Source organism: Krasilnikovia sp. MM14-A1004, from assembly GCF_047159485.1.
GTDB lineage: Bacteria > Actinomycetota > Actinomycetes > Mycobacteriales > Micromonosporaceae > Actinoplanes.
Genome location: NZ_AP038773.1, coordinates 1377675 through 1402455 on the forward strand (window position 1 = coordinate 1377675; position 24781 = coordinate 1402455).

Consider the following 24781-nt stretch of genomic DNA (forward strand, 5'->3'; position numbering starts at 1 on the left):
GACGAGGCAATCAACACGAGGGGGTTCCATGGCGAACGTCAAGCTTGCCGTCATCTACTACTCGGCCACGGGCACGATCCACGGCATGGCGGAACGGCTCGCCCAGGCCGGGGAGAAGGCGGGCGCCGAGGTGCGGCTGCGTCAGGTGGCGGAGCTGGCGCCGCCGGAGGCGATCGCCTCGAACGCGGCCTGGAGCCAGCACTACGACCGGACCAAGGACGAGCCGCGGGCGAGCGCCGACGACATCGTGTGGGCCGACGCGGTGCTGCTCGGCACCCCCACCCGCTACGGCAACGTGGCCAGCCAGCTCAAGCAGTACCTGGACACGCTGGGGCCGCAGTGGGCGCAGGGCCTGCTGGCCAACAAGGCGTACGCGGGCTTCGTCGCGTCGATGACGGCGCACGGCGGCCAGGAGTCGACGCTGCTGGCGCTGTACCAGACGATCTACCACTTCGGCGGTCTCGTGGTCGCGCCCGGCTACACCGACCCGCTCAAGTTCGCCGACGGCAACCCGTACGGCGTGTCGCACGTCACGGGCGGCAGTAACGACGCCCCGCTGGCGGAGTCGGACTATGCAGCGCTGGATCACCTGGCCCAGCGCATCGTGACGATCGCCGGGAAGCTGAAGGACTGAGCACCGCCGGGGCGACGGCCTGGTGCTGGTGGGACAAGAAGGGGCAGCTTCGGGCATATCAAGCCGAATAATGCTCATTTCTCGCTAGCCTGACCGTATGAGTGACTACCAGGGCGCGGAGCTGCACAAGCTCGTCGAGCGGTACGAGGTGGCGTTCGCCGAGCTGCGCGCCGCGCAGGAGGCGGTGCGGGGCATCCTGTCCGAGCGGCTGCTGGTGGAGCACCTGCGGCAGCTGGGCGAGTCCCTCGGCGCGGCCGCCGCCCCGCAGCCCGGTCCGCCTCCCGGTCCGCCGCCCATGCTCGGCCAGCCCCCGGAGCGGATGCCCGAGATGAGCGAGTCCTGGTCCGGTTGATGAGCCGGCCGGGCCGCCCTGGCCGTACGGGCCCTTGCCGTCCGCCGGTCGTCTCTCCCCAATGCCGGATCGGTGCCGATCTGCCCGGGCGACGGTGACCAACAGTGTCCGCGGAGCCGAGCCGCAGTGTGCCCGGTGTGGGTAGGTTCGCCGTTTGCTCGACGACCCCTCACTGCTCGGAGTCCCGATGTTCCGTCCCTCCCGGACCGCCCTCGCGGCGACCACCCTGTCGCTGGCCGCCGGCGTGTTCGCGCTGCCGGCAGCCGCCTACGCCGCCGACACCACGACCAACCTCAACGCCACCCAGATGGCCGCCGAGCTGAAGACCGTGGCCACCGCCTCGACGTCCGCCGCCGCGGGCGGCTGGCGGAACGCGGTCACCTCGACCGGATTCCTCTCGCTCACCGGCTCGATGGTGTTCGACACCGCGCACCAGACCGCGTCCAGCCGGGTCCTGATGGACGGCCATCTGATGGTGGCCTATGTCGCCGGCGGCCGGGGGCTCTACGCGAACCTGAGCGACGCCGACCAGCGTGCGGCGGTGAAGATGATGGGCCGTCCCGAGGTCAAGTACGCCTTCGCCGCCGATCCCACGCTGGACTTCGCCACCGTCGTGAAGGAGAGCGGACCGGCCTCGGTGCTCGCCGACGACACCGACAACGCGGGTACGAAGACGGTGCACGACGACGGCTCGACCGACTACGCCTTCAGCGCGTTGAGCGGTCAGGTGAACTACTCCTTCCACGTCGACCCGGCCGGGTCGCTGACCAGCGCGCGCCTCGCCGGCGAGGGCCTGACGATGACGCAGGCCTTCACGTACGGACCGCAGACCGTGACCCTGCCTGCGGCGTCGGTCACGATCAGCGCGGCGACCCTGACGCGCGGCGTGGCCTACCTGCACATGTCGGACGCCGTCCGGTCGGTCGCCAAGGGTGGCGCCGAGGTGGTGCGCGCGAAGGCCCACGGCCACACGGTGAAGGTGGCGTCCCTCCGCAAGATCATCAAGCACGAGGCGAAGGTCAACAACACAAAGCTGCAGGTGAAGGTCGTCAAGGTGAAGAACGTCTCCCGCGGCGTCAAGGTGTACGCGACGAACCCGTGGACCCACAAGACCGTCTCGTACACGGTCAAGGCGTCCGGTCGCAAGGTCGTCGTCCACCGGACCACGGCCGCCGCGGCGGGCCTGGCCACGGTTCAGGCGGCGGGGACGGCCCGGCACCTGCCGGTGGACCTGCCGTCCGGCTGGCTGGACGGCCTGCTGGTCGCCGCCGTCAAGTAGTCACTCGAACGCCTGAGGGCTCCCGGCCGCGCCACCGCCGCCGGGGGCCCTCAGGCGTCGTCGTCTCTCGGGTCCAGGCGGATCGACAGGCTGTTGACGCAGTGCCGGGTGTTCTTCGGCGTGAAGCCCTCGCCCCGGAACACGTGGCCCAGGTGTGAATCGCACCTGGCACACCTGATCTCTGTACGGGCCATGCCGAGGCTGTTGTCCTCGATCTCCGTGATGGCGCCGGGGATCGCGTCGTCGAACGACGGCCAGCCACAGTGCGACTCGAACTTGGTGTCGCTCGGGTAGAGCTCGGCGCCGCAGGCACGGCAGCGGTACATGCCCGCCGTCTTGGTGTCGACGTACTCGCCGGAGAACGCCGGCTCCGTGCCGGCCTGGCGCAGCACCCGGAACTCGGCGGGGGACAGGCGGACCCGCCACTCGTCCTCGGTGGTGGGCAGGGTGGTCTCGTCGGAAGCCATGCACCCACCGTACGTCGATGCGCGCACGACGCACCGGCGGTGCGGCCCCGCTGGTCAGCGCGTCGTTGGACGGGCCATGGACGCTGCGTTCGCCGGTGCGCCGGCTCGATTCCGTCCCACCTGGCAGCAGGCGCTCGGCCACGGCCTGTACGTCGGCGCGGTGATGTCGGTCGTCGGCGTCGCGGGCGGCCTCGTCGCCGCCGTCGCCGGCCTGCAGTGGGCGGCCGTACCGGCCCCGCCGAGCTGGGTGTGGCTGCTGCTGACGATCGGCCCGCCGCTGGCCGCCGCGCCGATCGGCCTGCTGCTGGGGCGCCGGCAGGCGGTCGTGGTGGACGCCGACGGCATCCGTACGGTCGCGCCGTTCATGCATGCGGTGGAACCGTGGAGCCGCGTGGTGGACCTGCGCGCGGAGCGCCGCGGCGGCCGGACCGTGGTCTCTGTCTACCTCGACACGGGCGCGAGCGTGCAGCTGTGCGCCCCGTACAGCGGGGAGATGTTCGCCGCCGACCCGCAGTTCGAGCTGAAGGTGGGCGCTCTGTCCCACCTGTGGCGTAGTCACCGGTTTGGTGGGGTACCGTGCTGACGACTTTCCGGGGCGAATTGCGCAAAATTCGCCAGGTCTGGCTAAACTCCCCCCGAACGAAGAAACGGACCATCCAGCAACAGATCGGATACTCCTCATGAGTGTGACCCGCCGGTTGGCCGCCGGAATCCCCGCGGCCGGCGTGACCGTCCTCGCCGCCTTCGCCTTCGCGGCGCCCGCCACCGCCGCACCGGACGTCGCGGTCAGGGCGACCGCCACGTCGGCCTCGCCGTGTGTCGAGGACCCGCGCACCGACTGCTCGTACGGGTACGGCGCGAGCGTCAGCCCGAGCGCGAGCCACAGCCGGGGCGGCGGCGGTTACGGCACCCCGAGCGCCACGCCGAGCGCGACCCCGTCGGCGACCGTCGCGACGAGCCCGCCGAGCGGGGTCAGCCCGACGCACGCGCCGTCCCCCGGAGGTGGCGTCAGCGCCGGCCATCTGCCGGTGACCGGCCCGTCGATGGGCGCGACCGCCGCGCTCGGCGGACTGCTCCTCGGTGCGGGCGGTGCCGCGCTGTACCTCACGCGGCGGCGCCGCAGCGCCTGAGAGATCAGTGCACGGCGACGGCCGTCCCGCGAGCGCGGGGCGGCCGTCGCCGTTTCCGGGACCCCTCGACAGTCCCGACACGCCTCGATGGAACGGGCCGGCGCGGCCAGGCGTGGGCATAGGGTCGGCGCATGGCCCAGAGAGCGAAGGCGCCCGCCGTCGAGGTCGAGGTCGCCGGTCAGCAGGTGCGGCTGACCAGCCCGGACAAGGTCTGCTTCCCGCAGCGCGGATACACCAAGCGGGACGTCTTCGAGTACTACCTGGCGGTGGGCGACGGCATCACGCGCGCCCTGCGGCAGCGACCCACCACGCTGCAACGCTTCCCGGACGGCATCGACGGGGAGATGTTCTTCCAGAAGCGGATACCCACCCGCGGCGTGCCGCCCTGGGTGCAGACCGCGACGATCTCCTTCCCGAGCGGCCGGACCGCCGACGAGCTCTGCCCCGCCGACCTCGCCCACGTGGCCTGGGCCGCGCAGATGGGCACCGTCGTGTTCCACCCCTGGCCGGTGCGGGCCGCCGCCCCGGACCACCCCGACGAGCTGCGCATCGACCTCGACCCGCAGCCCGGCACCGACTTCGGCGACGTCGTGCGTACGGCGCAGGAGGTCCGCGGCGTGCTTGCCGACCTCGGCTGGACGGGCTACCCGAAGACCTCCGGCGGGCGCGGCGTGCACGTCTACGTCCGCATCGCCCCACAGTGGACGTTCGTCGAGGTGCGCCGGGCGGCGATCGCGCTGGCCCGGGAGGTGGAGCGGCGGGCACCGGACCGCATCACCACCGCGTGGTGGAAGGAGGAGCGCGGCACCAGGGTCTTCCTCGACTTCAACCAGATGGCCCGCGACCGCACCATCGCGTGCGCGTACTCGCTGCGGGCCAACGCCCGGGCCACGGTCTCCGCGCCGGTGACCTGGGACGAGCTGGCCGAGGTGGAGCCCGACGACTTCGATCTGCGTACGGTGCCGAAGCGGTTCGCCGAGGTCGGCGACCCGCACGCGGGCATCGACGACGTCGCGCACGACATCACCCCGCTGCTGGAGTGGGTGCAGCGCGACGAGAGGGCCGGGCAGGGCGACATGCCGTACCCGCCGGACCACCCGAAGATGCCGGGGGAGCCGCCCCGCGTCCAGCCCAGCCGCAAGAACGCCGCGAACTGGGAGTGAGTGTGCCGGCCGGGCTGCGCTCGGTCGTGCGACTACAGGGCGAGCTTCATGCCCTCGTGCGACGCCGTGAAACCCAGCGCCTCGTAGAACCGGTGCCCGTCGGTACGCCGCTTGTCCGTGGTGAGCTGGGCCAGCCCGCAGCCGCGTTCGCGGGCCCGGTCCAGCGCCCACAGCATCATGGCCCGCCCGATCCCGTCGCCGCGCCGGTCGGTGCGGACCCGGACCGCCTCGATGGTCATCCGCTCCGCGCCCCGGCGGCTCAACGACGGGATGAACGTCAGCTGGCAGGTGCCGATCACCGTCCCGCCGTCGTCCGCGGCGATCAGCTCGTTGCGCGGGTCGGCGTCGATCGCCTCGAACGCCGCCCAGCACGCCGCGTCGTCGCCCTCCGGCACCACCTGCGGCCGCGAGCGGCTGATCTCGTCGTCGTCCAGCAGCGCCAGGATCGCGGGGACGTCGGCGCGGGTCGCGCCGCGGAAGATCACCTGGGTCACCCGGCCATCCTGACACGTCCGACGGGCTGAGGTCCTTACCGGTCCGCACCGGGCACCATGTCGCCATGCGACTGCTGCTCTCGCCGTTCCGCGCGGCCTACCGGGGGCTCGTCTGGCTGGCCAACTCGCCGGGCACCCTGATTCTGGCGTACCTGTTGCTCCTGCTCGTGGGCGGTCTGGCCTACAGCCTGGTCGAGGGGGAGACCTTCGGTAACTCGGTCTGGTGGGCCGTGGTCACCGCGACGACGGTCGGCTACGGCGACGAGTACCCGAACACCCTGGGCGGCCGGGTGATCGCCGGGCTGCTCATCTCCGTCATGGTGCTGGCGGTCATCCCGCTCATCACCGCGCACTTCGCCAGCCGCCTGATCGTGGACACCGACGCGTTCCGCCACGAGGAGCAGGAGGAACTGAAGAACAACCTGCGCCGGGTACGCGCCCTGCTGGAGGAGATGGCCGCCCGCGACGGCGTGCAGGCGCCGGACGCTGTCACTTCGCCGGGCAGCGCAGACCCTCCCGGGGCACCGTCAGGTCGATGAGATAGGAATCCACCGCGCCGGTGATGCACTTCGTGCTCGGGTACGCGGTGTGCCCCTCGCCCTCCCAGGTCAGCACGTGCCCGGTGCCCAGCATCTTCGCCAGGGCCGCCGTGTTCTCGTACGGCGTGGCCGGGTCGCCGGTCGTGCCCACCACCACGATCGGCGGGGCACCCTTCGCCTCGCCGGCCGGGTACGGATCCCGCTTGCCGGGCCAGAACACGCACGGCAGCATCCCCATCGCCAGCGGCGCCCCGAACAGCGGGTACTTCGTGCGCCACTGCGCCTGCAGCTCGCGGACCTTCGCCACCGACGGGGCGGCGGCCGTGTCGGCGCAGTTCACCGCGAGGTTCGCGTCGAACAGGTTGGAGTAGGTGCCGTCCGGCTTGCGGTCGGCGTACTGGTCGGCCAGCTCGAAGATGCCCTGCGGGTCGCCGCCCTGCAGGTCGTCGACCGCCCCGGCCAGCTTCTGCCAGCTCTCCTCGCTGTACAGCGACGAGATCACCGCCACGAAGATCCAGCCGGCGGTGGCCTCCCGGCCGTCGTCGTCCTTGACCGGGGAACGCTCCGCCTTGGCCATGGCGTCGGTCACCGCGCCCCGCGCGTCCGGCCCGATCGGGCACTTGTCCCGGGTCGCCCGGCACCAGTTCGCGAAGTTGGTGAAGGCGCGTTCGAAGCCCTTGGCCTGCGACTCCGAGCCGGTCACGAAGTCCTGCTCGGGGTCGATCGCCCCGTCGAGCACCAGCGCCCTGACGTTGTTCGGGAACAGCTGCGCGTACGTCGCGCCGAGCAGGGTGCCGTACGAGAAGCCGAGGTACGTCAGCTTCTGGTCGCCGACGGCGGTGCGGATCGCGTCCATGTCCCGGGCCGCCTGCTTGGTGGAGAACAGCGGCAACTGGTCTCCGAGCTTGCTGCCGCACCGTTCGGCCACGCGCTTGTTGAGCGCCACCACCTCGTCGAAGTCGGCCTGGCTGACCGGGTCGGGGTCGGCGCCGAAGGAGGCGTCCTGGTCGGTGTTGCTGATGCACTTCACCGGCGTCGAGCGGCTGACCCCGCGCGGGTCGAAGCCCACGATGTCGAAGCGGTCGGTGACCGCGCTCGGCAGGCCGTTGAAGGCTTCGCCGAACGAGAGGTACACGGCGAGGTCGACGCCGGACCCGCCCGGCCCGCCCGGGTTGACCAGCAGCGAGCCGATGCGCTGCTTCTGGCTGCGCGACCGGATCCGGATCAGCGAGATGTCGTACGTCTGCCCGCCCTGCGGCGCGGCCCAGTCCCGGGGCACCGCGAGCGTGGTGCACTCGTAGGTCATCCCCTCCGCCCCGCGCCCCACGAGCTTGCGCGGCACGTCGTCGCACTGCCGCCAGTTCCCCTGACCGCCCGCGACGGCGGACCCGACGCCGCCCCCGGAGTCGTTCGGGGCGAACACGGGCACGGTGCACCCGGCGGTCACGGCGACGGTGGCGGCGGCGAGCAGTCCTGTCACCAGGCGGGAACGGCGGAGCACAGGGGAGGCCTTTCGGTCGCGCGTCATGTCGGTTGCGACGTCGGCGGGCAAGCGCCGGCTGTCGTCCGCGCAGAAGGCTACGCGCTGCGCGCCCGAAACGGCGCCCCCTCAGCGGCTGGTCAGCACCTCCGCAAGATCAAATCGCACGGGCCGCTCCAGCTGCTCGTACGTGCAGGTGTGCGGCTCCCGATCCGGGCGCCAGCGCTCGAACTGGGCGGTGTGCCGGAACCGGATGCCCTCCATGTAGTCGTAACGCACCTCGACGACGCGTTCCGGGCGAAGCGGTACGAACGACAGGTCCTTGCCCGCGTTCCACCGGCTGGCCTCGTTGCGGCGCGGGGTCCGCTCGCCCTGCTGGTGCGCGGCCCAGTCCCACGGATGACCCTCGAACGTGGTGACCAGCGGCTGCAACTGGACGAACAGCTCCTGGCGTACCGCCATCGGGAAGGAGCCGATGACGCCGACGCTGACCAGGATGTCGCGCTCGTCGTACAGGCCGAGCAGCAGCGAGCCGATCCGGTCGTCGCCGGACTTGTGCACGCGGTAGCCGGCGACCACACAGTCCGCCGTACGCTTATGTTTGATCTTGGTCATGACCCGCTTGTCCGGCTGGTACGTCAGGTCCCGCGCCTTCGCGATGAGCCCGTCCAGCCCCGCGCCCTCGAACTCGGCGAACCAGCGCCGGGCCGTGTCCAGGTCGTCGGTCGCCGGGGTGACGTACACGGGTGGCTCGGCCGCACCCAGCGCCTCGCGCAGCCGGTCCCGGCGCTGCGCGAACGGCAGCTCGGTGAGGTTTTCGTCGCCGAGCGCCAGCAGGTCGAACGCGACGAAGCTCGCCGGGGTCTGCTCGGAGAGCAGCTTGACCCGGCTGGCGGCGGGGTGGATGCGCTGCTGCAGCGCCTCGAAGTCCAGTGTGTTGCGGCCGGTGTCGGCCACGATCACCTCGCCGTCGATCACCGCCCGCTCCGGGAAGTTGGCCAGCACGGCCTCGACGACCTCGGGAAAGTACCGGGTCATGGGCTTCTCGTTGCGGCTGCCGATCTCCACCTCCGCGCCGTCGCGGAAGATGATCGAGCGGAAGCCGTCCCACTTGGGCTCGTAGATCTGTCCCGGCGGGATGTCGGCGACGGGCTTGGCCAGCATCGGGCTGACCGGCGGATTGATCGGCAGGTCCATCGGCACAGTCTGCCTGCAGGGATGTACTCAGCGGGGCATTCTGTGCCTGCGACTATGCCCTACCGGACGAGCAGGTCGACCAGGCGGTCCAGCTCGGCGGCCGGATTCTCGGCCAGGCCCATGTGCACCGGACCGGCCTGCAGGATCGTGCTGCGCGGCGCGACCAGCCAGCGGAACCGCTCGCCCCGGGACATGGCCGCCGCCGCCCCGCCACCCGAGCAGGTCGCCTCCCACCCGGTCAGAGCGGCGCGGACGCCGGCCGCGTCCGCGTCCGGATCGAGCGCCAGCAGCCGCTGGTCGTGCAGATGGGTACGGGCGGCCAGGAAGTCGCGCCGCTGGCAGTAGAGCAGCACCCCGACGTTGATCAGCTCACCGCGCTCGACCCGGGGGACGGCGCGGATGATCGCGTACTCGTAGGGGGCCTTCACCGGGCCGTTCCCGCGGGCAGCCAGGAGGCGGGCGCGGCGGCGCGGGCACTCAGATGCTCCAGGTACGCCGCGCGCGCGTCGGCGGGCTCGGCGAAGTCGAACTCGGCCAGCCACTCGTCCGGCACCAGCGCGAGCACCTCCGCCAGCAGCGCCGGACTGAGCCGCTCGGCCAGCTCGGCACCGGCGGCGTCCAGCTTGGTCGCGTACGGGCGCAGCACGTGGTCCACCCACGGGTAGGCCCGGTGCACCACCGCCGCGGCCCGCGCCCAGTTGTGGTGGAAGTACAGCGTCGCGCCGTGGTCGATGAGCCACAGCCCGCCGTGCCACTGCAGCAGGTTCGGGTTGCGCCAGCTGCGGTCCACATTCTCCACGAACGCATCGAAGCACAGCACCCGCGACGCGAGACCCGCTTCCACCGGATGCGCCATCGGGTCGTACCCGAGCGCGCCCGGCAGGTAGTCCATGCCGAGGTTGTCGCCGGCGCTGGCCTTGAGCAGCTCCTGCACCTCTTCGTCGGGCTCGGCGCGGGCGACCACTGGGTCCAGCCCGGCGACGACCAGCTCGGGCACCGGCAGACCGAGGCGACGGGCCAGCTCGCCCGCGATCACCTCGGCGACCAGAGCCTTGGGGCCCTGCCCGGCGCCGCGGAACTTCAGCACGTACGTGCCGAGGTCGTCGGCCTCCACGATGCCGGGCAGGGACCCGCCCTCACGCAGCGGGGTCACATAGCGGACGGCGGTCACCTGACGTAGCACACCGCCACTCTATTGATCCGCTGCGCGCGGGCCCACGGGATTTCAGACGGTGTCCGGGCCCTGTCGGCGCAGCTCGTCCACCCGGGTCATGGCGTCGCGCAGACCCGCCAGCCACTCCTCCGTGTGCTGGCCGGTCAGCCGGACACACCAGGCCAGCGCCTCCGAGCGGGACCGGGCGACACCGGCGTCCACAAGGGTGTCCAGCACCTGGCGTTCGGCCTGGCGCAGCCGCGTCATCACGGGCGCGGCGAGGTGGGTGTACAGGTGCTCGGCGTCGCCGCACCGCGCACCCCAGGCCACCTTGCGCTCGTACCGGTGCTCGACCTGCTGGGCGATCCGGATGCGGGCGTCGCGGGTGTCCTCGCGGAACTGGTGGATGCGCCCGGTCTGGGCGGCGGCGCGGTCGGCGTCGGTGGCGTCGGCTGCCAGTTCGGGTACGGGCAGCCGGCCCCAGATGATGATCTCGTCGCGGTCGATGACGACCCGGGGCGGTTCGGTGAACCAGCCGTCGGGCACCGCGCCGGTGATCCAGCCGGCGGCGTCGTCGGCGGGTGGTGGTTCGCTGCGGGCCCCGGGAGGGGCGGCTCGGTAGCGCATCTCGACCTCCTGAACGGTGTTGATTACATGATTACACCGTTGCAGGCGTTGCAGGGACAGTGTTCACCCATGGCGAACGCCGAGGCTCGTGGAGATCAGAGGACGAACGCGTCGGTCCAGAGCTGGCGGGTCCGGCCGGACAGGGCCTCCATCAGGCCCACCGCCTGCCCGTCCGTGAGGGCCGCCACGAAGTCGATCACCGCGCGGCCGCGGGCCCGGCCGATCCGATCCGGGGTGCCCTCGGGCAGCTCCGCCTCGCCCAGCTCGACCAGGTCGCGGATCCGGCGGGGGAGCCGTTCCGCCTCGTCGGGGTCGGTGAGCCAGGCCAGCAGCGCCTCGACCAGCTGCGCCAGCAGCCGGGCCTGGCCGCGCTGATGCAGCGCGAGATCCGGGCGGGCCAGCACGAACCGGTTCTGCACGAACTTGAGGATCTGCACCTCGTGCCACTGGGCCGGGGCGAGCGCCACGTGCCCGGAGCGCACGGCGGGCTGCCCGACCACCTCGATCGACTCGACCAGCCGCCGGGTCCACGACGCGGAGAACGCGGCCACCTGGGCCTCCGCCTCCAGCGACCCGTCGAACGGCGCCGCCAGCAGCCCGTCCACCAGCTCGGCGCGGACGTGCTCGACCGCCGCCGCGAACGCGTCGTCGTCTGTCATCCAGCCGTCCTTGCGGTGCAGCTGGCGGCGCAGCGACTCGATCGCGCTGCCGGGCCGCCGCTCGTCCGGCGCCTCGGCGTCCAGCGCCCACCGGGGCGCGCGCTGCCAGGCCATCAGCTCGGCCGCCACCGCGCCCTGCTGCAGCACCCCGACCCGGTGCACGTCCTCCAGATCGTGGATGGCGTACGCGATGTCGTCCGCGGTGTCCATCACGGACGCCTCGGGGGTCTGCTGCCAGTCGGCCACCCGGCCCGCGAACGGCAGCCGTGCCTGCACCACGTCCGCGATCTCCGTCGAGTACGCGCCGAACTTCAGCGACCCGCCCTCGGCGTCGTCGGGCGGCGGGGCCGCCCCGCGCGGCGCCGGGTCCATGAAGCGCGGGTGCGGCTCCGGGTGGGTGCGCCGGGTCCACGGGTACTTCAGGATCGCGGCGCGCACCGCGGCCGTGAGGTTGAGCCCGATCGTGGCCTGGCCGCGGATCTCGGTGCTGGTCACGATCCGGTACGACTGCGCGTTGCCCTCGAACCCGTCGCGGAGTCGCAGCCGCTGCCGGGCGAGCTGGTCGAGCACCCGCTCGCCCAGATGGCCGAACGGCGGGTGGCCGAGGTCGTGGGCCAGCGCCGCCGCCTCGACCACGTCCGGGTCACAGCCGCCCAGCTTCTCCAGCAGGTCGGCGTACCGGGGGTCGGCGGTCAGGCGCTCGGCGACGGCCCGGCCGACCTGCGCGACCTTCAGACTGTGGGTGAGCCGGTTGTGCACCAGCAGGCCCGCCCCGCCGGGGCTGATCACCTGCGTGACGCCGCCCAGCCGGGCGAAGAAGGGGGAGCTGACGATCCGGTCGCGGTCCACCCGGAAGGGGCTGGCCGCCAGGTCGCCCGGGGCGACGAGGCTCTCGCCGAACAGGCGCCGGGAGCGCGGATCATCCATGGGCGCGAGCGTACGCCGACGCCGCAGGGTCGCCACGGCAACCACCTGCGGTGACGGAGATCCCAGTACGCCGGTGGCGCGCGGTGGCCGTCGACCGTCAGACTTGGTTCCGTCCGGACGCGGCCGATGAGTCGGTCGAAGAGAAGGGGGATCGTGCGGATGGCGAGGCAGGCAGGCGGGCGCCGCGGGCGTACCGGGATGTGGGTGGCCCTGGCGCTGGGCGCCGCGGCGGCGTGGGCGGTCCGGGACGTCCCGGCTCAGATGGGGGCCCGGGCCGGCGGGGCGCGCCGCGACCGGATCAACCGTTCGCCGCAGTTCGCCGACGGCAAGTTCCGCAACACCGTGCCGGCCACCGAGCTCACGGCCGCCTCGATGCCCCGGGTGGCCGCGGCCGCGATGACCGACCGCGAGCGGCGGCGCCCGTCCGGTCCCGTGCCGGTGCTGCGCCCCGACACCGGCGGAGCCGCGGACGGCCTTTTCGTCACCTGGTACGGCCACTCGTCCGCGCTCGTGGAGATCGAGGGCCGCCGGGTGCTGCTCGACCCCGTATGGAGCGACAGGTGCTCGCCGTCGCGGCTGCTCGGGCCCAAGCGCCTGCACGAGCCGCCGGTCCCGCTGCGCGACCTGCCCCCGATCGACGCGGTGCTGATCTCGCACGACCACTACGACCACCTCGACATGGAGACGATCCGCAACCTCGTCGACCTGCAGGCCGCGCCGTTCCTGGTGCCGCTCGGGGTGGGTGCCCACCTGGAGCGCTGGGGAGTCCCCGCCGCCCGGATCGTCGAGCTGGACTGGAACGAGCGGGTGACCGTCGCCGGTGTCGAGTTCGTCGCCACCGCGGCCCGGCACTTCTCCGGGCGCGGCTTCGCCCGCGACGAGACGCTGTGGGCGTCCTGGGTGATCGCCGGGCCGACCCGTAAGGCCTTCTACAGTGGCGACACGGGCTACTTCCCGGGCTTCGCCGACATCGGCGCGGAGCACGGTCCGTTCGACGTGACGCTCGTGCAGGTCGGCGCGTACGGCGACGCGTGGCCGGACATCCACATGTTCCCCGAGGACGGGGTGGCCACCCATGTGGACGTGCGCGGGGGCCTGATGATCCCGGTGCACTGGGCGACGTTCAACCTGGCGCTGCACGACTGGGCGGAGCCCGCCGACCGCACCTGGGCGGAGGCGAAGGCGCGCGACGTACGGCTCGCCGTGCCGCGTCCCGGCGAGCGGGTCGACGTGGACGACCCGCCCGCGGTGGACGGCTGGTGGCAGCAGATCGGCTGACCTGCCGGGGCCCCGCGGCGTACGAGCGCGACTCGTCGGTCGTGGCGGCGCATGCGCGGTCGGCAGTGGAGGTGCTGGTGTCGAGCGGTGGGTCAGCCGGGAATCCGGGGCCGCCTCAGTGCACCGCGTCGTAGGCGCTGGCCAGCAGGATGGCCACGATGGCGAAGGCCGTCAGGAGCAGTCCCCTGGTGTGTCCCCAGGCGATGCGGCGCTTGGCCGGGACGTCCCGCTTGGCGGCGCGCACGTCGCGCCAGGCGGCGTGGGTGCGGCCGACGCGGTAGCCGACGGCGACGACGGTGGCGGCCATCACGATGGTTGCGACACTCACGGCGGAACTCGGGTCGTTCGTCATGCGAACCCCCAGGAGAGGCGGAGCGGTGCCGGACGCACATCAGTGTGGGGTGCCGAGATCGCCCGAAGCTAGGGGATTTACGGGGATGAAAACCCATAAAACCGGGTTCGAGGTACGGACGCCGGCATAGTTTTCTGTCGGCTATCCGACGGTCGGGTATTTTGCGGTCCAGTTCGTACTCGACCGCGCTGGCGCTGTCCTCGGCGGACCCGTTCCGACGTGGACGGGTCAGCCGCGGTGGAACAGCTCGATCAGCGTTCGGGCGATGGTCACCAGTGAGGCGCCCACCCCGAGCACGACCTGCAGGTAAACGAGCCACCGCGGAGCTGCGGCCCGCGATGCGATCGCCACACGGACGATCCGGCGAACCGGCCGGGTCCGGCACTGCGCGTGCCGCCGACGCCGCCGGGCCGGGGACACGTCCCGGCGCGCCGTGACCCGCGAGGTGCCCTCGGGGTCGACGAGCCGGACCTGCGTCCGAATCATGTGGCGCTGGTTGGTGGTGACCATTGCGCCCTCCTTGGGGATGAAGCGGATCGGGGACGGGGGTCGGGGTTTCGTCACCGAGTGACCGCTTTGCACTCCATGGTGGCCGATAATCTGCTAGGTAGCAACATGCAAGGTGGATGGTTGGACTACGCGGCGCGACCTCACGCCGTGAAGGCCCCGCTTGACCTGCTCAATTCGAAGTTTGCCCATACCTTCGCGGGGCGGCCTGCGCCGGATGGTGCGTCGGAAAACGGTTCCGAATCGCACGGTCTTTTAGGACAATCCAGGCCAAACGATGCGCGTAGGTCTGCGGAGGTCGCCGACGCGCGCCATCCGGCGGGAACGGCGGCCGCCGCGGGGCGCATTTCGCCGCCGCCGGGCGCCCTCGGACACGCCGCCGACCACGGTGACACCCGCCGCCGTTCAGTGATTTCGAGCCGATTTGCCGCATATGGATAAACGCGCGGCAAGTGAACCGGATGGCCTCCAGGGGTTGCGGTACCGGTTCCGAGCGCACTACCTCACCGGAGTTCGTCCCTGCGTGGTCACTGCACGTTCGCGCGCATCCGCTGCTCCGCCGCCGCACTGCGGACCACCATGAGCCGCAGCTCCAACTCGTCGGCCACCATCGCGGCCAGATGCTCCAGCGCCGCCAGCTGCCGGGGGCTCGCCTCGCGCGGGCGGTTGTCGATGACGTTCACCGTGCCGAGACGGTGCCCGTCATAGGTGCGGATCGGCGCCGCGGCGTAGAAACGCAACCCCAGCTCGCCGCGGACCAGCGGGTGAGCGAGCGTACGCGGATCCACCGCCGCATTGTTGATCACATAGATGTCGTCCTGCTGGATGACCGAGGCGCACAGGCCCGGCTCCTTGCCGACCTCGCTGACCCCGGACAGCCCCACACACCCGGCCAGCCAGACCCGGTCCTGCTCCACCAGGGACACCGTCGCGATCGGGGTGTCGAACACCGCGCCCGCGACGAACGCGATCCGCACGTACGCCTCCTCGGCCGGCTGATCGACCAGCTGATACCGGCGCACGGCCCGCAGCCGCTCACGTTCACCCGGCGCGACGCCGTCCAGATACTCGTACGCATCGGGCGAGGCGGGGTTGCTGTTCGTCACGACGGATCCACCTCACACAGTCCTCGCTCACGGTCACCGCGAGCTTAATGACCGTCCCGGCGCGTCCCCAATGCCCGTGAAGGCCACAATCGCCGCGATCATCCCCCGCACGGGTGAACGCCCGTCAGGCGTCGGGCTCCTCGTCCTCGGGCAGCGGGCGCAGGCGGATCCGGGTGATGGCGCGGCCGGTCACCTCGACCACCTCCACGGTGAACTGCGGGCACGTCACCACCTCGCCCGGTTCCGTGGGAATGTGGCCGAGCGCGGCCAGCACCATGCCCGCGACCGTCGTGTAGTCGCCCTCGTCCGGGGTCGACGCGTCGAAGCCGATGTCGGGCAGATCGTGGATCGGGAACGATCCGGGCAGCAGCAGCGCGCCGTCCGGTTCGCGGACGACCGCCTGCACGTCCCGGTCCGTCTCGTCGTAGATCTCGCCGACGATCTCCTCGACCAGGTCCTCCATCGTGATGATCCCGTCGATCGCGCCGCGCTCGTCCACCACCATGGCCAACTGCTGGCGCTCGGCCCGCAGCTGGCGCAGCGCGTCGGAGACCCGCAACGTCTCGGGCAGGAACAGCCCCGGCCGGGCCACCGCGTCGGCCGTACCGCGGGCGTCGATGAGGTCGCGCAGGTGCACCACGCCCAGCACGTCGTCCAGACCGGCCGGGCCCACCACGGGCGCGCGGGAATGGCCCGCGTCCATGAGCATCCGCAGCGCCAGGTGTGCCTCCGTACCCGTGGGCAGGGTCTGCACGTCCCGCCGGGGCACCAGGATCTCCCGCAGGATGCGGTCGGCGATCTCGAACGCGCCGCTGATGATCGTGCGCTGCTCCGCCGAGAACTCCTGCCGGGCGGCGACCATGTCCCGGATCTCCTCCGTGGTCACCTCCTCGCGCTGCGCCTTCGGGTCGGCCCCGGCCAGCCGTACCGTGACGTCGGTGGCGACGCTGAGCAGCCACACCACCGGGCGGCTGATCGCCGACAGCACGTCCAGCGGGCGCGCCACCAGCAACGACCAGCCTTCCGTACGCTGCATCGCGATCCGCTTCGGTGCCAGCTCCCCGAAGACCAGCGTCACGAACGTCAACACCACCGTGACCAGCACGATGGCGGTCGGCCGCGCCGCCGCGCCGAGGAAGCTCAGCGGCTCGATGAGCGGCTCGGCCAGCGACACGGCGGCGAACGCCGACGCCAGGAACCCGGCCAGGGTGATGCCGATCTGGATCGTGGCCAGGAAACGGTTCGGGTCGCGGGCCAGCCGCGCCAGGACCCGGCCACGCCGCGACGTCCGTTCCAGTCGCTGGACCTGGCTGTCGCGCAACGACACCAGCGCCATCTCGCTACCCGAAAAGACCGCGTTGACCAGCACCAACACGAGCACGAGCACGATCTGCCCGCCTATGCCACTCACGACAGCTCCACGCCCCTCGGCGAATCGATCTCAGTGGCACACGGTAGCGACCGCACGCGCCGACCACCCGTCGGCAGGCAGATCGGGGCCGCGCGGATTCGAAAAACCGGATCGGCGGTCAGAACCGGGCGAATGAGCGGATCGGCATGCGCGGGCCGAACCGGGGCGCCCCGATCCCGCCCGCGGCCAGCAGGTCGCACACCCGGCCGCGCTGGCCCCGGAACGGCTCCAGCAGCTCCAGCATCCGGGCGTCCGTGCCGCGCGCCTCACCGGCCAGCGCCCAGGCGACCGTGTTCGGGATGTGGAAGTCGCCCACGCTCACCGCGTCGGGGTCCCCGTACGCGACCCGGACGACCTCGGCGGCGGTCCACGGGCCGATGCCCGGAATCGCGGTCATCCGCAAAGTCGCCTCGGCGCTGTCCGCGCACCGCTCCAGCCGCGCCGCCGCCTGTGCCGCGCGCAGCAGCGCCTGAGTGCGCCGCTGCTCCACCCCGAACGGGTGAAACGTCCAGTACGGCGTGGCCGCCACCGCCGCCGGATCGGGCGGCAGCAGCAGCGGCACGGGACCCGGCGCGGGTTCGCCGAAGTGGCGGCAGATCGCCCGGTACGCCCGGTGCGCCTCCCGTCCGGTCACCTTCTGCTCCAGGATCGCCCGCAGCAGCCGGGGGAACACCAGCCCGGTGGCGGGCATCCGCAGCCCGTGGAAGGTGACGGCGAGCCGGGCCACCACCGGATGCGCGGCCGCCAACGGGGCGAAGGCCGTCACGTCGTCGCGCAGGCCCGCCACGGCGTCGGCGCGTTCGGCCAGCCAGTCCGCGCCCGGTCCGTAGGTTTCGGCGGCCAGCTCGCCGCCCGCCGGGGCGAGGTGCAGCGTGCCGGGGCCGTCCGGGGTGCGAGCCGCCAGCCAGAAGCCATCGCCGACGAAGTGGCCGCACGGGTCGTGGTGGCCCAGGGTCAGCGGGGCGACGGATCCGGCGAACCGGTACCGCTCGGGCGGTCGCAGGCGACGGGTCACGCTCACCCGCGCCACTCTGCCACGCCGCACCCGAAAACCTGAGCGGACCCGTGAGCTGGGGCGCAGCGCCGGGCTACCGCTCCGGCGTGCGGCCCTCGCCGCCCGGGCCCTCCAGCATCCGTACGATCTGCGCCAGCCCCGCTTTGACCTCAGTCGGGTCGGCCGCATTCTTGGCCGCGTCCGCCTTGTGCTCGGCGTAGTGCTCCAGCTGCGTCTCCCGCATCGCCGCCGTCGGCGACACCCCGCGACGGCCATGCCGCTCGGCTCCTGTCGTACGGCTGGTGCACCATGGTCGCGTGTCAGACGAAACCCCCGCGTCCCACCCGGTCGGCCGGGTGCTCGGCACGGCCGACGCCACCCCCCTGCAGTTCTGGACGGCCGTCACGCCGGGCAGCTACCTGCAGCTCGACGACGTCGTGGTGACCCGCCGCGAGCTGCCCGACCGCGAGCCGGTGACGATCGCCGGGGTGGTCACCCAGGTCCGGGCCCGGCACGAGGGCGCCCAGTTCGACTCGGACGTGTTCGCCATCGCCGAGGGCACCCTGCCCGCCCTCACCCAGGAGGCGGCCGAGATCACCACCACCCGGGTCGACCCGGAGCTGTACGTGCCGCCCGCCCCCGGCGCGGTGGTGCACCGGGCGACCGGCGAGGCCCGCGACGCGGCGCTGCACTTCGACCGGATGGAACGCCGGGTCCCGATGGGCACCGGCCGCGACGGGGTGCCGGTCTTCCTCAACGCGGACTTCCTCGACGGCACCCGCGGCGCGCACGTGTCCATCTCCGGCATCTCCGGCGTGGCCACGAAGACGAGCTTTGCCACGTTCCTGCTCTATTCGGTGTTCCGCTCGGGCACGCTCGGTGGCGACGCGGTCAACGCCAAGGCGCTGATCTTCAACGTCAAGGGGGAGGATCTGCTCTTCCTCGACCACCCCAACACGAAGCTGGACGAGTCCACCGTCGCGGCGTACGCCCAGCTGGGCCTGCCCGCCACCGCCTTCCCGGACATCCGCGTCTACGCCCCGCCCCGCGCCGGTGACTCCTCCGGCGCGCCCGACGTGCAGAGCCGCCTGACCGGGGTGGACAGCTTTTACTGGACGCTGGAGGAGTTCTGCGCCAACCGTCTGCTGCCGTACGTGTTCGCCGACGCGGACGACGAGCGGCAGCAGTACACGATGGTGGTGCACTCGGTCGCCGCGCACCTGGCCCGGCATGCGGTGCCCGCCGAGGGTGGGGTCAGCATCGACGGCATCCGCCTCGGTTCCTACGGCGACCTGGTCGATCACGTCGTCGACCAGCTCACCGACGACGAGACCCGGGCCACCTGGGCGGGCAGCGCCATCAACATGGGTACGGTCAACGCCTTCGCCCGCCGCCTGATCGGCAGCAAGAAGGACCTGGCCCGGCTGATCCGCGGCGACCTGGCGACCCGCCGCCCGCACGCCATCTCGACCGCGGACAGCGCCCAGGTCACGGTGGTCGACCTGCACAACCTGCCGGACCGTGCGCAACGCTTCGTGGTCGGCGTGACACTCAAGACCGAGTTCGAGCGCAAGGAGAAGGCGGGCACGGCCAAGCCCCTGCTGTTCGTGGTGCTCGACGAGCTGAACAAGTACGCACCACGCGAGGGCACCTCCCCGATCAAGGAGGTGCTGCTCGACATCGCCGAGCGCGGCCGTTCTCTCGGGGTGATCCTGATCGGCGCCCAGCAGACCGCCAGCGAGGTGGAACGCCGGATCGTCACGAACTCGGCGATCCGGGTGGTGGGCCGCCTCGACCCGGCCGAGGCGTCCCGCCCGGAGTACGGTTTCCTCCCGCCCGCCCAGCGGCAGCGGGCCCTGCTGGCGCGGCCCGGCACGATGTTCGTCAACCAGCCCGACATCCCGGTGCCGTTGTGCGTCGAGTTCCCGTTCCCGGCGTGGGCCACCCGGGCCTCGGAGGCCGGTGCGCCGCCGTCGGGCACCCTGCGCTCGATCGTGCAGGGCGCCGACCCGTTCGCCGTCGTCGGCGGCGGGTCGTCGGACGACGAGATTCCGTTCTAAGGTTTCGCGATGCGCATCCTGCACACCTCCGACTGGCACGTGGGGAAGGTCCTCAAGGGCCGGTCCCGCCACGACGAGCACATCCGCGTGCTCGCCCGGGTCGTGGACATCGCGCGGGCGGAGCAGCCGGATCTGATCGTCGTCGCCGGCGACCTGTACGACACGGCCGCCCCCTCCCCGGACGCCACCCGCGTGGTGACCCGGGCGTTGAGCGCCCTGCGCCGCACCGGGGCGCAGGTGGTGGCGATCGGCGGCAACCACGACAACGGTCAGGCGCTGGACGCGCTGCGTCCGTGGGCGGAGGCGGCCGGGATCGTGCTGCGCGGCGCGGTCCGCGACGACCCCGCCGAGCTGGTGGTCACCGGCACCACCGCCGGGGGCGAGCCGTGGCAGCTGGTCACGCTGCCGTTCCTCTCCCAGCGGTACGCGATCCGCGCCGCCGAGATGTACGAGCTGACCGCCGCCGAGGCCAGCCAGACCTACGCCGACCACATCGCCCGGCTGATCACCCGCCTCAGCGAGGGCTTCGACTCACCCGGCGTGGTCAACCTGCTGACCGCCCACCTCACCATCGTCGGTGCCACCGCGGGCGGCGGCGAGCGGGAGGCGCACTGCGTCATGGGCTACGCGGTGCCCGCCACGGTGTTCCCCGCCAACACGCACTACGTGGCGCTGGGCCACCTGCACCGGGCGCAGCAGGTCACCGGGCCCTGCCCGGTGCACTACAGCGGCAGCCCCCTGGCGATCGACTTCGGCGAGGAAGAGAACGTTTGCTCGGTCGCCGTCGTCGACGTGGCCGCCGACCGCGCGGCCCGGGTCCGGCACGTGCCGGTGACCTCGGCGCGCCCCCTGCGTACGGTCCGCGGCACCCTCGAACAGCTCCGCACGGTGAACGATCCGGACGCCTGGCTCCGTGTCTACGTCCGCGAGGCCCCCCGCGTGGGTCTGCGCGAGGACGTGCAGGAGCTGCTGCCCAACGCGCTGGAGGTGCGAATCGACCCCGACATGGTCCCGGACCGGGCGGGGCAGCGGATGGCGCAGCGCGCCGGGCGCTCGCCGCGTGAGCTGTTCGGCGACTACCTGGACAGCCGCGACGGCGCCGACGACGGCGTCCGTGAGCTGTTCGACGAGCTGTACGACGAGGTGAGTCAGAGCTCATGAGACCCCTGCGGCTGGACCTCGCCGGGTTCACGGTGTTCCGGGACCCGACCACGGTCGACTTCACCGACGCGGACTATTTCGCGCTGGTCGGCCCCACCGGCTCGGGCAAGTCCACGGTGCTCGACGGCATCTGTTTCGCCCTGTACGGCACGGTGCCCCGCTGGGGCGGCACCCGGGGGATCGGCAACGCGCTGGCCCCGTCGGCCAACGAGGCGCGGGTGCGGCTGGTCTTCGAGTCGGCCGGCGCCCGGTACGTGGCGACCCGGGTGGTGCGTCGCGACGCCCGCGGCAACGCGAAGACCGCCAGCGCGGGCCTGCAGCTGATGCCACCGGGCTTCGACGCGACCCGGCTCGACACCGGGATGAGCCTCGACGACCTGGGCGAGGTGCTGGCCGGCACCCCGGCGGAGATGGACCGGGCGGTCGTCGAGGCGGTGGGGCTGCCGTACGAGCAGTTCACCAGCTGCGTGGTGCTGCCGCAGGGCCAGTTCGCCGACTTCCTGCACGCCAAGCCCGCCACCCGCCAGCAGATCCTGGTCAACCTGCTCGGCCTGCACGTCTACGAGGAGATCCAGGCGCGCGCGACGGCGCGGGCCAGCAGGTCCGAGGCGCAGCTGACGACCCTCGACCAGGTGCTGGCCGGGCTGGCCGACGCGGACGACGCCGCGGTGGAGGCCGCCCGGGCCCGGCGCGACGCCATGCGGGAGCTGACGGTGGCGGTCGAGGCCGCGGTGCCGGGACTGCGCGCGGCCCGCGAGGCTGAGGAGGCGGCCGCGACGACCCGCGACGGCCTGGACGACGAGCTGGCCGACCTCGGCGAGGTGCGCACACCGCCCGCGAGCGCCGCGGCCGCCGAGGCGAGCGTCGCGGCGCGCACCGCCGCCGCCGACACCGCGGCCGCGGTGCGCGCCGCCGAGGAGCTCGAGGAGAAGGTACGCGGCGAGCTGGCCGCGGCCGGGGAATCGGCCGCGCTGCGCCTGCTGCTGGACCGGCACGCCGAGTTCGAGCGGCTCACCGAGCAGGCCGACTGGTTCGCGGGTGAGGTCGGCGTCGCCGAGGTGGAGTTCCGCGACGCCGCCGCCGCGGCCGAGCTGGCCCGGGCCGCCGCCACGGGTGCCGAGCAGCTGCTCGAACAGGCCCGCGCGGAGTACTCGGAGGCGCAGCGGCTGGACCGCGCGGTCGCGTTGCGCGCCCATCTGTCCCCGGGCGACGACTGCCCGGTCTGCCTGCGCCCGGTCGAGCAGGTGCCACCCGTGCCCGAGGGCTCGGCGGTGCAGGCGGCCGAGGCCACCGGCCGGGCCGCGCGGGCCGCCGCCGAGGTGGCCACCACGGCGTTCCGGGAGCGGGACGCGGTGGCGCGCAAACTGGAGAGCGGCCTGGAACGCAAGCGCGCCCAGCACGAGCACCACCTCGCCCGGCTGGCCGAGGTGCGCGGCGGGCTGGCGGACTCCCCGGGCGAGGGGGCGCTGCGCACCCGGCTGGCCGAGCTGACCCGGCTGCAGCGGCGGTTGGAGGATTCCGGGGCCGCCGTGCGCGCCGCCCGCGAGCAGCAGCGCCGGGCCCAGGCCGCCGCCGAGGCCGCCGATGAGCAGCAGCGCCGGGCGTGGCGGACCTTCGACGCGGCGCGTGACGCGGTCGCCCGGTTCGCCCCGCCGCCCGCGGACCGGGACGACCTGGCGGGTGCCTGGGCCACGCTGGTCGGCTGGGCGCAGCAGCAGCGCGAACGGCGGGAGCGGGCCCGCGCCGAGGCGGAGTCGGCCGTCACGGCGGCGCACCAGGCGACGGCGCGGGCGTACGCGGCGGTCGTGGCGCTGTTCACCGGGGCCGGGGTGCCCGAGCCGCGCGCGGGCGTGCCCGCGCCACGGACGGCCGTCCCTGGTGGGGCCGTCCCTGGTGCGGGTGGCCCTGGTGCGGGTGGTCCCGGTTCGGCTGGCTCGCGGTCGAGCGGCCCGGTTTCGAGCGGCCCGGGTTCGAGCGGCCCGGTTTCGAGCGGCCCGGGTTCGAGCGGCTCTGGTCCGGCGGGCTCCCGTTCCGGTGACTCCGGTCCGGGTGGGGCGGGTCGTGCCGTGGCCGGGGCGGCGGCGGACGCCGAGCTGATCCGGGCGGCGGCGGTCGCTGCCGAGCGGGCGCAGGCGGCCTGGCAGCGGCTGGTGGACCGTCGCGAGCAGGCCCGTGACCTCTCCGGGCAACGCGCCACCCTGCAGCGCGAGGGCCGGGTCGCCAAGGCGCTCGCCGGGCATCTGCGGGCCAACAACTTCGAACGCTGGCTGCTGGAGGAGGCGCTGGACCTGCTGGTCGACGGCGCCTCGCGGATCCTGCGCGAGCTGACCGGCGGCCAGTACGACCTCGTCCACGACAAGGGCGAGTTCTTCGTGGTCGACCACCACGACGCGGGGTTGCGGCGTGGGGTGCGCACGCTGTCGGGTGGTGAGACGTTCCAGGCGTCGCTGGCCCTGGCGCTGGCGCTCTCGGAGCAGCTCGCGGGGATGTCCACGACCGCGGCCAGCCTGGAGTCCATCGTGCTGGACGAGGGCTTCGGCACCCTGGACGCGGCGACCCTCGACGTGGTGGCCGCCACCTTGGAAAATCTGGCCGCCCGTGGCGACCGGATGGTCGGCGTGGTCACCCACGTGCACGCGCTGGCCGAGCGGGTGCCGGTCCGCTTCGAGGTGCACAAGGACGCCCGTACGGCGCATGTGGACAGGGTCGGCCTGTGACCCGGATGTTCGTCGACGCGTGGGACCCGGCGTACGGGGCGTCGTTCGAGGGCGGTGGGGACGGCGACGGGCCCTCGGCGCCGAGCAGCGCCAAGGTCGACACGGACGTGGAGGTCCCCGCGGCCCAGTGGTCCCCGATCGACCCACCCGCCGGGCTGCGCTGCCCCGACGTGGTGCTGCTGGTGGACGGGGTGCGGCGCAACGACGCGGGTCTGTGGACCGCGGAGGACGACGGCCAGTCGTACGCGGGGTTGGCCGCCTCGTACGCCGCCGGGGTGGTCCGGTGCGACCTGCGCAGGGGAGTGGCGGAGTTGGCGAGTGCCCGGGTGGGCCGGGGCCTGTTCACGGCCAGCCCCACCGCCGGTGACGTGGTGGCCGGCTCCGTCCGGTACGAGATCCACCGGGTCGGCGGCACGGGCGAGGCCAGCAAGCTGCCCGCCGCGGTGCAGGGCCCGCTGACCGCGTTGGAGATCGAGGTGTCCGCGGCGGCCCGCGACTCCGGCAGCGACGGCTCCGACCTGCTGGTGGTCGACGGCCCGCTGCGCAATCGCCGCCAGTTGCCGCGCACGATCGGCTACGTCAAGACCCAGCAGCGGCAGTACCTGCCCGCCGCCCTGACCCCGGTGGTCACCGGACTGCGCGCGGGGCAGCGCACCCCGGTGTTCGCGCTCGGCACGGTGTGGGGTGGCTGGTCGTGGTATCTGCGGCTGCCGGGGGCGTCCGGTGCGCCGTGGGCGGGGGTGGTTCGCGTCGAGTGCTCGCCCGAGCTCAGCCCGGAGCAGGCCATCGAGCTGGCCGGACTGTCCGGGGTCACGTTGCCGCGGTTCGCCTCGGCGGCGTACAAGGATCCGCGGGCACCGCAGAACCTGGTCCCCATCGCCGGCCTGGAGCGTCGGTTGCGGGGGCTGCTCGGGGATGCGCGGGTGCTGCATCGAGCGCTGACACTGGCCACGGCCCGCACCCGCTGACCCACCCGGCCGCTGCCGCTGAACCGGCGTAGTCGGGCAGGGCGTGGCGCCGTCGGACGTCGCGTCCGTCGTGATCGCCGGGCTGTCCGGATATCTTGCGTTCGGTGTGTGAGCGGTGCCACACGG

At 72.8% G+C, this 24781-nt stretch carries 25 protein-coding genes and 2 pseudogenes; 13 read left to right on the forward strand and 14 right to left on the reverse strand.

Annotated features, from left to right (window positions below):
* Positions 1–28: 28 nt before the first annotated feature.
* The 3 genes from wrbA (at position 29) to ACMCNN_RS06435 (ending at position 2265) form a co-directional block, all read left to right on the forward strand.
* Positions 29–634 (forward strand): NAD(P)H:quinone oxidoreductase, encoded by a 606-nt coding sequence (gene wrbA, locus ACMCNN_RS06425; RefSeq protein ID WP_412745241.1) that lies wholly within the window; start codon positions 29–31, stop codon positions 632–634.
* 97 nt (positions 635–731) lie between these two features.
* Positions 732–986: a hypothetical protein gene (locus tag ACMCNN_RS06430; protein WP_412745242.1), complete on the forward strand. Its 255-nt coding sequence runs from the start codon at positions 732–734 to the stop codon at positions 984–986.
* 187 nt (positions 987–1173) lie between these two features.
* On the forward strand, positions 1174–2265 hold the full coding sequence (locus ACMCNN_RS06435; protein WP_412745243.1) for a hypothetical protein: 1092 nt from the start codon (positions 1174–1176) through the stop codon (positions 2263–2265).
* 50 nt (positions 2266–2315) lie between these two features.
* Here the strand turns inward: ACMCNN_RS06435 and msrB are convergent, their stop codons facing one another.
* Positions 2316–2732 (reverse strand): peptide-methionine (R)-S-oxide reductase MsrB, encoded by a 417-nt coding sequence (gene msrB, locus ACMCNN_RS06440; RefSeq protein ID WP_412745244.1) that lies wholly within the window; start codon positions 2730–2732, stop codon positions 2316–2318.
* A gap of 76 nt (positions 2733–2808) precedes the next feature.
* On the opposite strand from msrB, the gene ACMCNN_RS06445 reads away from it, so the two are divergent.
* The 3 genes from ACMCNN_RS06445 to ligD all read left to right on the forward strand — a co-directional run bounded on the left by ACMCNN_RS06445 (position 2809) and on the right by ligD (position 5025).
* Positions 2809–3315 carry a PH domain-containing protein gene (locus ACMCNN_RS06445; protein ID WP_412745245.1) on the forward strand — a complete coding sequence of 169 codons (507 nt, stop codon included), beginning with the start codon at positions 2809–2811 and terminating at the stop codon, positions 3313–3315.
* A 97-nt stretch (positions 3316–3412) separates the two neighbouring features.
* Positions 3413–3862, forward strand: a complete 450-nt coding sequence (locus ACMCNN_RS06450; RefSeq protein WP_412745246.1) for an LPXTG cell wall anchor domain-containing protein — start codon at positions 3413–3415, stop codon at positions 3860–3862.
* A 131-nt stretch (positions 3863–3993) separates the two neighbouring features.
* Entirely contained in the window at positions 3994–5025 is a 1032-nt protein-coding gene (gene ligD / locus ACMCNN_RS06455; RefSeq protein ID WP_412745247.1) for a non-homologous end-joining DNA ligase, read from the forward strand.
* Between the two features lie 32 nt (positions 5026–5057).
* Here ligD and ACMCNN_RS06460 read toward each other — a convergent pair whose 3' ends face one another.
* A complete protein-coding gene (locus tag ACMCNN_RS06460) occupies positions 5058–5510 on the reverse strand; it encodes a GNAT family N-acetyltransferase (protein WP_412747084.1) in 453 nt (150 codons plus the stop codon).
* Positions 5511–5584: 74 nt separating this feature from the next.
* Here ACMCNN_RS06460 and ACMCNN_RS06465 point away from each other — a divergent pair, with 74 nt between their 5' ends.
* Entirely contained in the window at positions 5585–6058 is a 474-nt protein-coding gene (locus ACMCNN_RS06465; RefSeq protein ID WP_412745248.1) for a potassium channel family protein, read from the forward strand.
* On the opposite strand, the gene ACMCNN_RS06470 is transcribed toward ACMCNN_RS06465, so the two are convergent.
* From ACMCNN_RS06470 to ACMCNN_RS06495, 6 genes are all read right to left on the reverse strand, one after another.
* The gene (locus tag ACMCNN_RS06470; protein ID WP_412745249.1) at positions 6009–7586 is read right to left on the reverse strand and encodes an alpha/beta hydrolase; all 1578 of its coding nucleotides are present in this window, start codon (positions 7584–7586) and stop codon (positions 6009–6011) included. The two genes, ACMCNN_RS06465 and ACMCNN_RS06470, sit on opposite strands and share 50 nt — an antisense overlap.
* Positions 7587–7667: 81 nt before the next feature.
* Positions 7668–8735: an ATP-dependent DNA ligase gene (locus ACMCNN_RS06475; protein ID WP_412745250.1), complete on the reverse strand. Its 1068-nt coding sequence runs from the start codon at positions 8733–8735 to the stop codon at positions 7668–7670.
* Between the two features lie 59 nt (positions 8736–8794).
* Complete coding sequence (locus ACMCNN_RS06480; protein ID WP_412745251.1) at positions 8795–9163, reverse strand: DUF3037 domain-containing protein; 369 nt, start codon at positions 9161–9163, stop codon at positions 8795–8797.
* The gene (locus ACMCNN_RS06485; protein WP_412745252.1) at positions 9160–9918 is read right to left on the reverse strand and encodes a HipA family kinase; all 759 of its coding nucleotides are present in this window, start codon (positions 9916–9918) and stop codon (positions 9160–9162) included. Before ACMCNN_RS06485 ends, ACMCNN_RS06480 begins: the two co-directional genes overlap by 4 nt.
* A 42-nt stretch (positions 9919–9960) precedes the next feature.
* The gene (locus ACMCNN_RS06490) at positions 9961–10515 is read right to left on the reverse strand and encodes a hypothetical protein (protein WP_412745253.1); all 555 of its coding nucleotides are present in this window, start codon (positions 10513–10515) and stop codon (positions 9961–9963) included.
* A gap of 95 nt (positions 10516–10610) precedes the next feature.
* On the reverse strand, positions 10611–12101 hold the full coding sequence (locus tag ACMCNN_RS06495) for a deoxyguanosinetriphosphate triphosphohydrolase family protein (RefSeq protein ID WP_412745254.1): 1491 nt from the start codon (positions 12099–12101) through the stop codon (positions 10611–10613).
* A 159-nt stretch (positions 12102–12260) separates the two neighbouring features.
* Here ACMCNN_RS06495 and ACMCNN_RS06500 point away from each other — a divergent pair, with 159 nt between their 5' ends.
* A complete protein-coding gene (locus ACMCNN_RS06500; protein WP_412745255.1) occupies positions 12261–13379 on the forward strand; it encodes an MBL fold metallo-hydrolase in 1119 nt (372 codons plus the stop codon).
* A 115-nt stretch (positions 13380–13494) separates the two neighbouring features.
* Here the strand turns inward: ACMCNN_RS06500 and ACMCNN_RS06505 are convergent, their stop codons facing one another.
* The 6 genes from ACMCNN_RS06505 to ACMCNN_RS06530 form a co-directional block, all read right to left on the reverse strand.
* A complete protein-coding gene (locus tag ACMCNN_RS06505; protein ID WP_412745256.1) occupies positions 13495–13707 on the reverse strand; it encodes a hypothetical protein in 213 nt (70 codons plus the stop codon).
* Between the two features lie 252 nt (positions 13708–13959).
* Positions 13960–14241: a hypothetical protein gene (locus tag ACMCNN_RS06510; protein WP_412745257.1), complete on the reverse strand. Its 282-nt coding sequence runs from the start codon at positions 14239–14241 to the stop codon at positions 13960–13962.
* Positions 14242–14765: 524 nt separating this feature from the next.
* Positions 14766–15344, reverse strand: a complete 579-nt coding sequence (locus ACMCNN_RS06515) for a GAF domain-containing protein (protein ID WP_412745258.1) — start codon at positions 15342–15344, stop codon at positions 14766–14768.
* A 124-nt stretch (positions 15345–15468) separates the two neighbouring features.
* Positions 15469–16755, reverse strand: a complete 1287-nt coding sequence (locus tag ACMCNN_RS06520) for a hemolysin family protein (protein ID WP_412745259.1) — start codon at positions 16753–16755, stop codon at positions 15469–15471.
* A 118-nt stretch (positions 16756–16873) separates the two neighbouring features.
* Positions 16874–17776, reverse strand: a complete 903-nt coding sequence (locus ACMCNN_RS06525) for a DNA-3-methyladenine glycosylase family protein (protein WP_412745260.1) — start codon at positions 17774–17776, stop codon at positions 16874–16876.
* A gap of 67 nt (positions 17777–17843) precedes the next feature.
* Positions 17844–17993 carry a hypothetical protein gene (locus tag ACMCNN_RS06530; RefSeq protein ID WP_412745261.1) on the reverse strand — a complete coding sequence of 50 codons (150 nt, stop codon included), beginning with the start codon at positions 17991–17993 and terminating at the stop codon, positions 17844–17846.
* 73 nt (positions 17994–18066) lie between these two features.
* Between ACMCNN_RS06530 and ACMCNN_RS06535 the strand changes: the two genes are divergently transcribed.
* From ACMCNN_RS06535 to ACMCNN_RS06555, 5 genes and pseudogenes are all read left to right on the forward strand, one after another.
* A complete protein-coding gene (locus tag ACMCNN_RS06535) occupies positions 18067–19809 on the forward strand; it encodes an ATP-binding protein (RefSeq protein ID WP_412745262.1) in 1743 nt (580 codons plus the stop codon).
* Positions 19810–19818: 9 nt separating this feature from the next.
* The gene (locus ACMCNN_RS06540; RefSeq protein ID WP_412745263.1) at positions 19819–20970 is read left to right on the forward strand and encodes an exonuclease SbcCD subunit D; all 1152 of its coding nucleotides are present in this window, start codon (positions 19819–19821) and stop codon (positions 20968–20970) included.
* Positions 20967–22811, forward strand: a pseudogene (locus ACMCNN_RS06545) (AAA family ATPase); the annotation flags it as partial. The gene ACMCNN_RS06540 and the pseudogene ACMCNN_RS06545, both read left to right, overlap by 4 nt.
* 258 nt (positions 22812–23069) lie before the next feature.
* Positions 23070–23687, forward strand: a pseudogene (locus tag ACMCNN_RS06550) (SbcC/MukB-like Walker B domain-containing protein); the annotation flags it as partial.
* Between the two features lie 5 nt (positions 23688–23692).
* Positions 23693–24655: a hypothetical protein gene (locus tag ACMCNN_RS06555; RefSeq protein WP_412747085.1), complete on the forward strand. Its 963-nt coding sequence runs from the start codon at positions 23693–23695 to the stop codon at positions 24653–24655.
* Positions 24656–24781: the final 126 nt, after the last annotated feature.

Bases quoted from the DNA above. Each gene is read 5' to 3' on its own strand.
- wrbA (WP_412745241.1), top strand. From the start codon at position 29: ATGGCGAACGTCAAGCTTGCCGTCATCTACTACTCGGCCACGGGCACG.
- ACMCNN_RS06430 (WP_412745242.1), top strand. From the start codon at position 732: ATGAGTGACTACCAGGGCGCGGAGCTGCACAAGCTCGTCGAGCGGTAC.
- ACMCNN_RS06435 (WP_412745243.1), top strand. From the start codon at position 1,174: ATGTTCCGTCCCTCCCGGACCGCCCTCGCGGCGACCACCCTGTCGCTG.
- msrB (WP_412745244.1), bottom strand. From the start codon at position 2,732: ATGGCTTCCGACGAGACCACCCTGCCCACCACCGAGGACGAGTGGCGG.
- ACMCNN_RS06445 (WP_412745245.1), top strand. From the start codon at position 2,809: ATGGACGCTGCGTTCGCCGGTGCGCCGGCTCGATTCCGTCCCACCTGG.
- ACMCNN_RS06450 (WP_412745246.1), top strand. From the start codon at position 3,413: ATGAGTGTGACCCGCCGGTTGGCCGCCGGAATCCCCGCGGCCGGCGTG.
- ligD (WP_412745247.1), top strand. From the start codon at position 3,994: ATGGCCCAGAGAGCGAAGGCGCCCGCCGTCGAGGTCGAGGTCGCCGGT.
- ACMCNN_RS06465 (WP_412745248.1), top strand. From the start codon at position 5,585: ATGCGACTGCTGCTCTCGCCGTTCCGCGCGGCCTACCGGGGGCTCGTC.
- ACMCNN_RS06470 (WP_412745249.1), bottom strand. From the start codon at position 7,586: ATGACGCGCGACCGAAAGGCCTCCCCTGTGCTCCGCCGTTCCCGCCTG.
- ACMCNN_RS06475 (WP_412745250.1), bottom strand. From the start codon at position 8,735: ATGGACCTGCCGATCAATCCGCCGGTCAGCCCGATGCTGGCCAAGCCC.
- ACMCNN_RS06490 (WP_412745253.1), bottom strand. From the start codon at position 10,515: ATGCGCTACCGAGCCGCCCCTCCCGGGGCCCGCAGCGAACCACCACCC.
- ACMCNN_RS06495 (WP_412745254.1), bottom strand. From the start codon at position 12,101: ATGGATGATCCGCGCTCCCGGCGCCTGTTCGGCGAGAGCCTCGTCGCC.
- ACMCNN_RS06500 (WP_412745255.1), top strand. From the start codon at position 12,261: ATGGCGAGGCAGGCAGGCGGGCGCCGCGGGCGTACCGGGATGTGGGTG.
- ACMCNN_RS06510 (WP_412745257.1), bottom strand. From the start codon at position 14,241: ATGGTCACCACCAACCAGCGCCACATGATTCGGACGCAGGTCCGGCTC.
- ACMCNN_RS06530 (WP_412745261.1), bottom strand. From the start codon at position 17,993: ATGCGGGAGACGCAGCTGGAGCACTACGCCGAGCACAAGGCGGACGCG.
- ACMCNN_RS06540 (WP_412745263.1), top strand. From the start codon at position 19,819: ATGCGCATCCTGCACACCTCCGACTGGCACGTGGGGAAGGTCCTCAAG.
- ACMCNN_RS06555 (WP_412747085.1), top strand. From the start codon at position 23,693: ATGTTCGTCGACGCGTGGGACCCGGCGTACGGGGCGTCGTTCGAGGGC.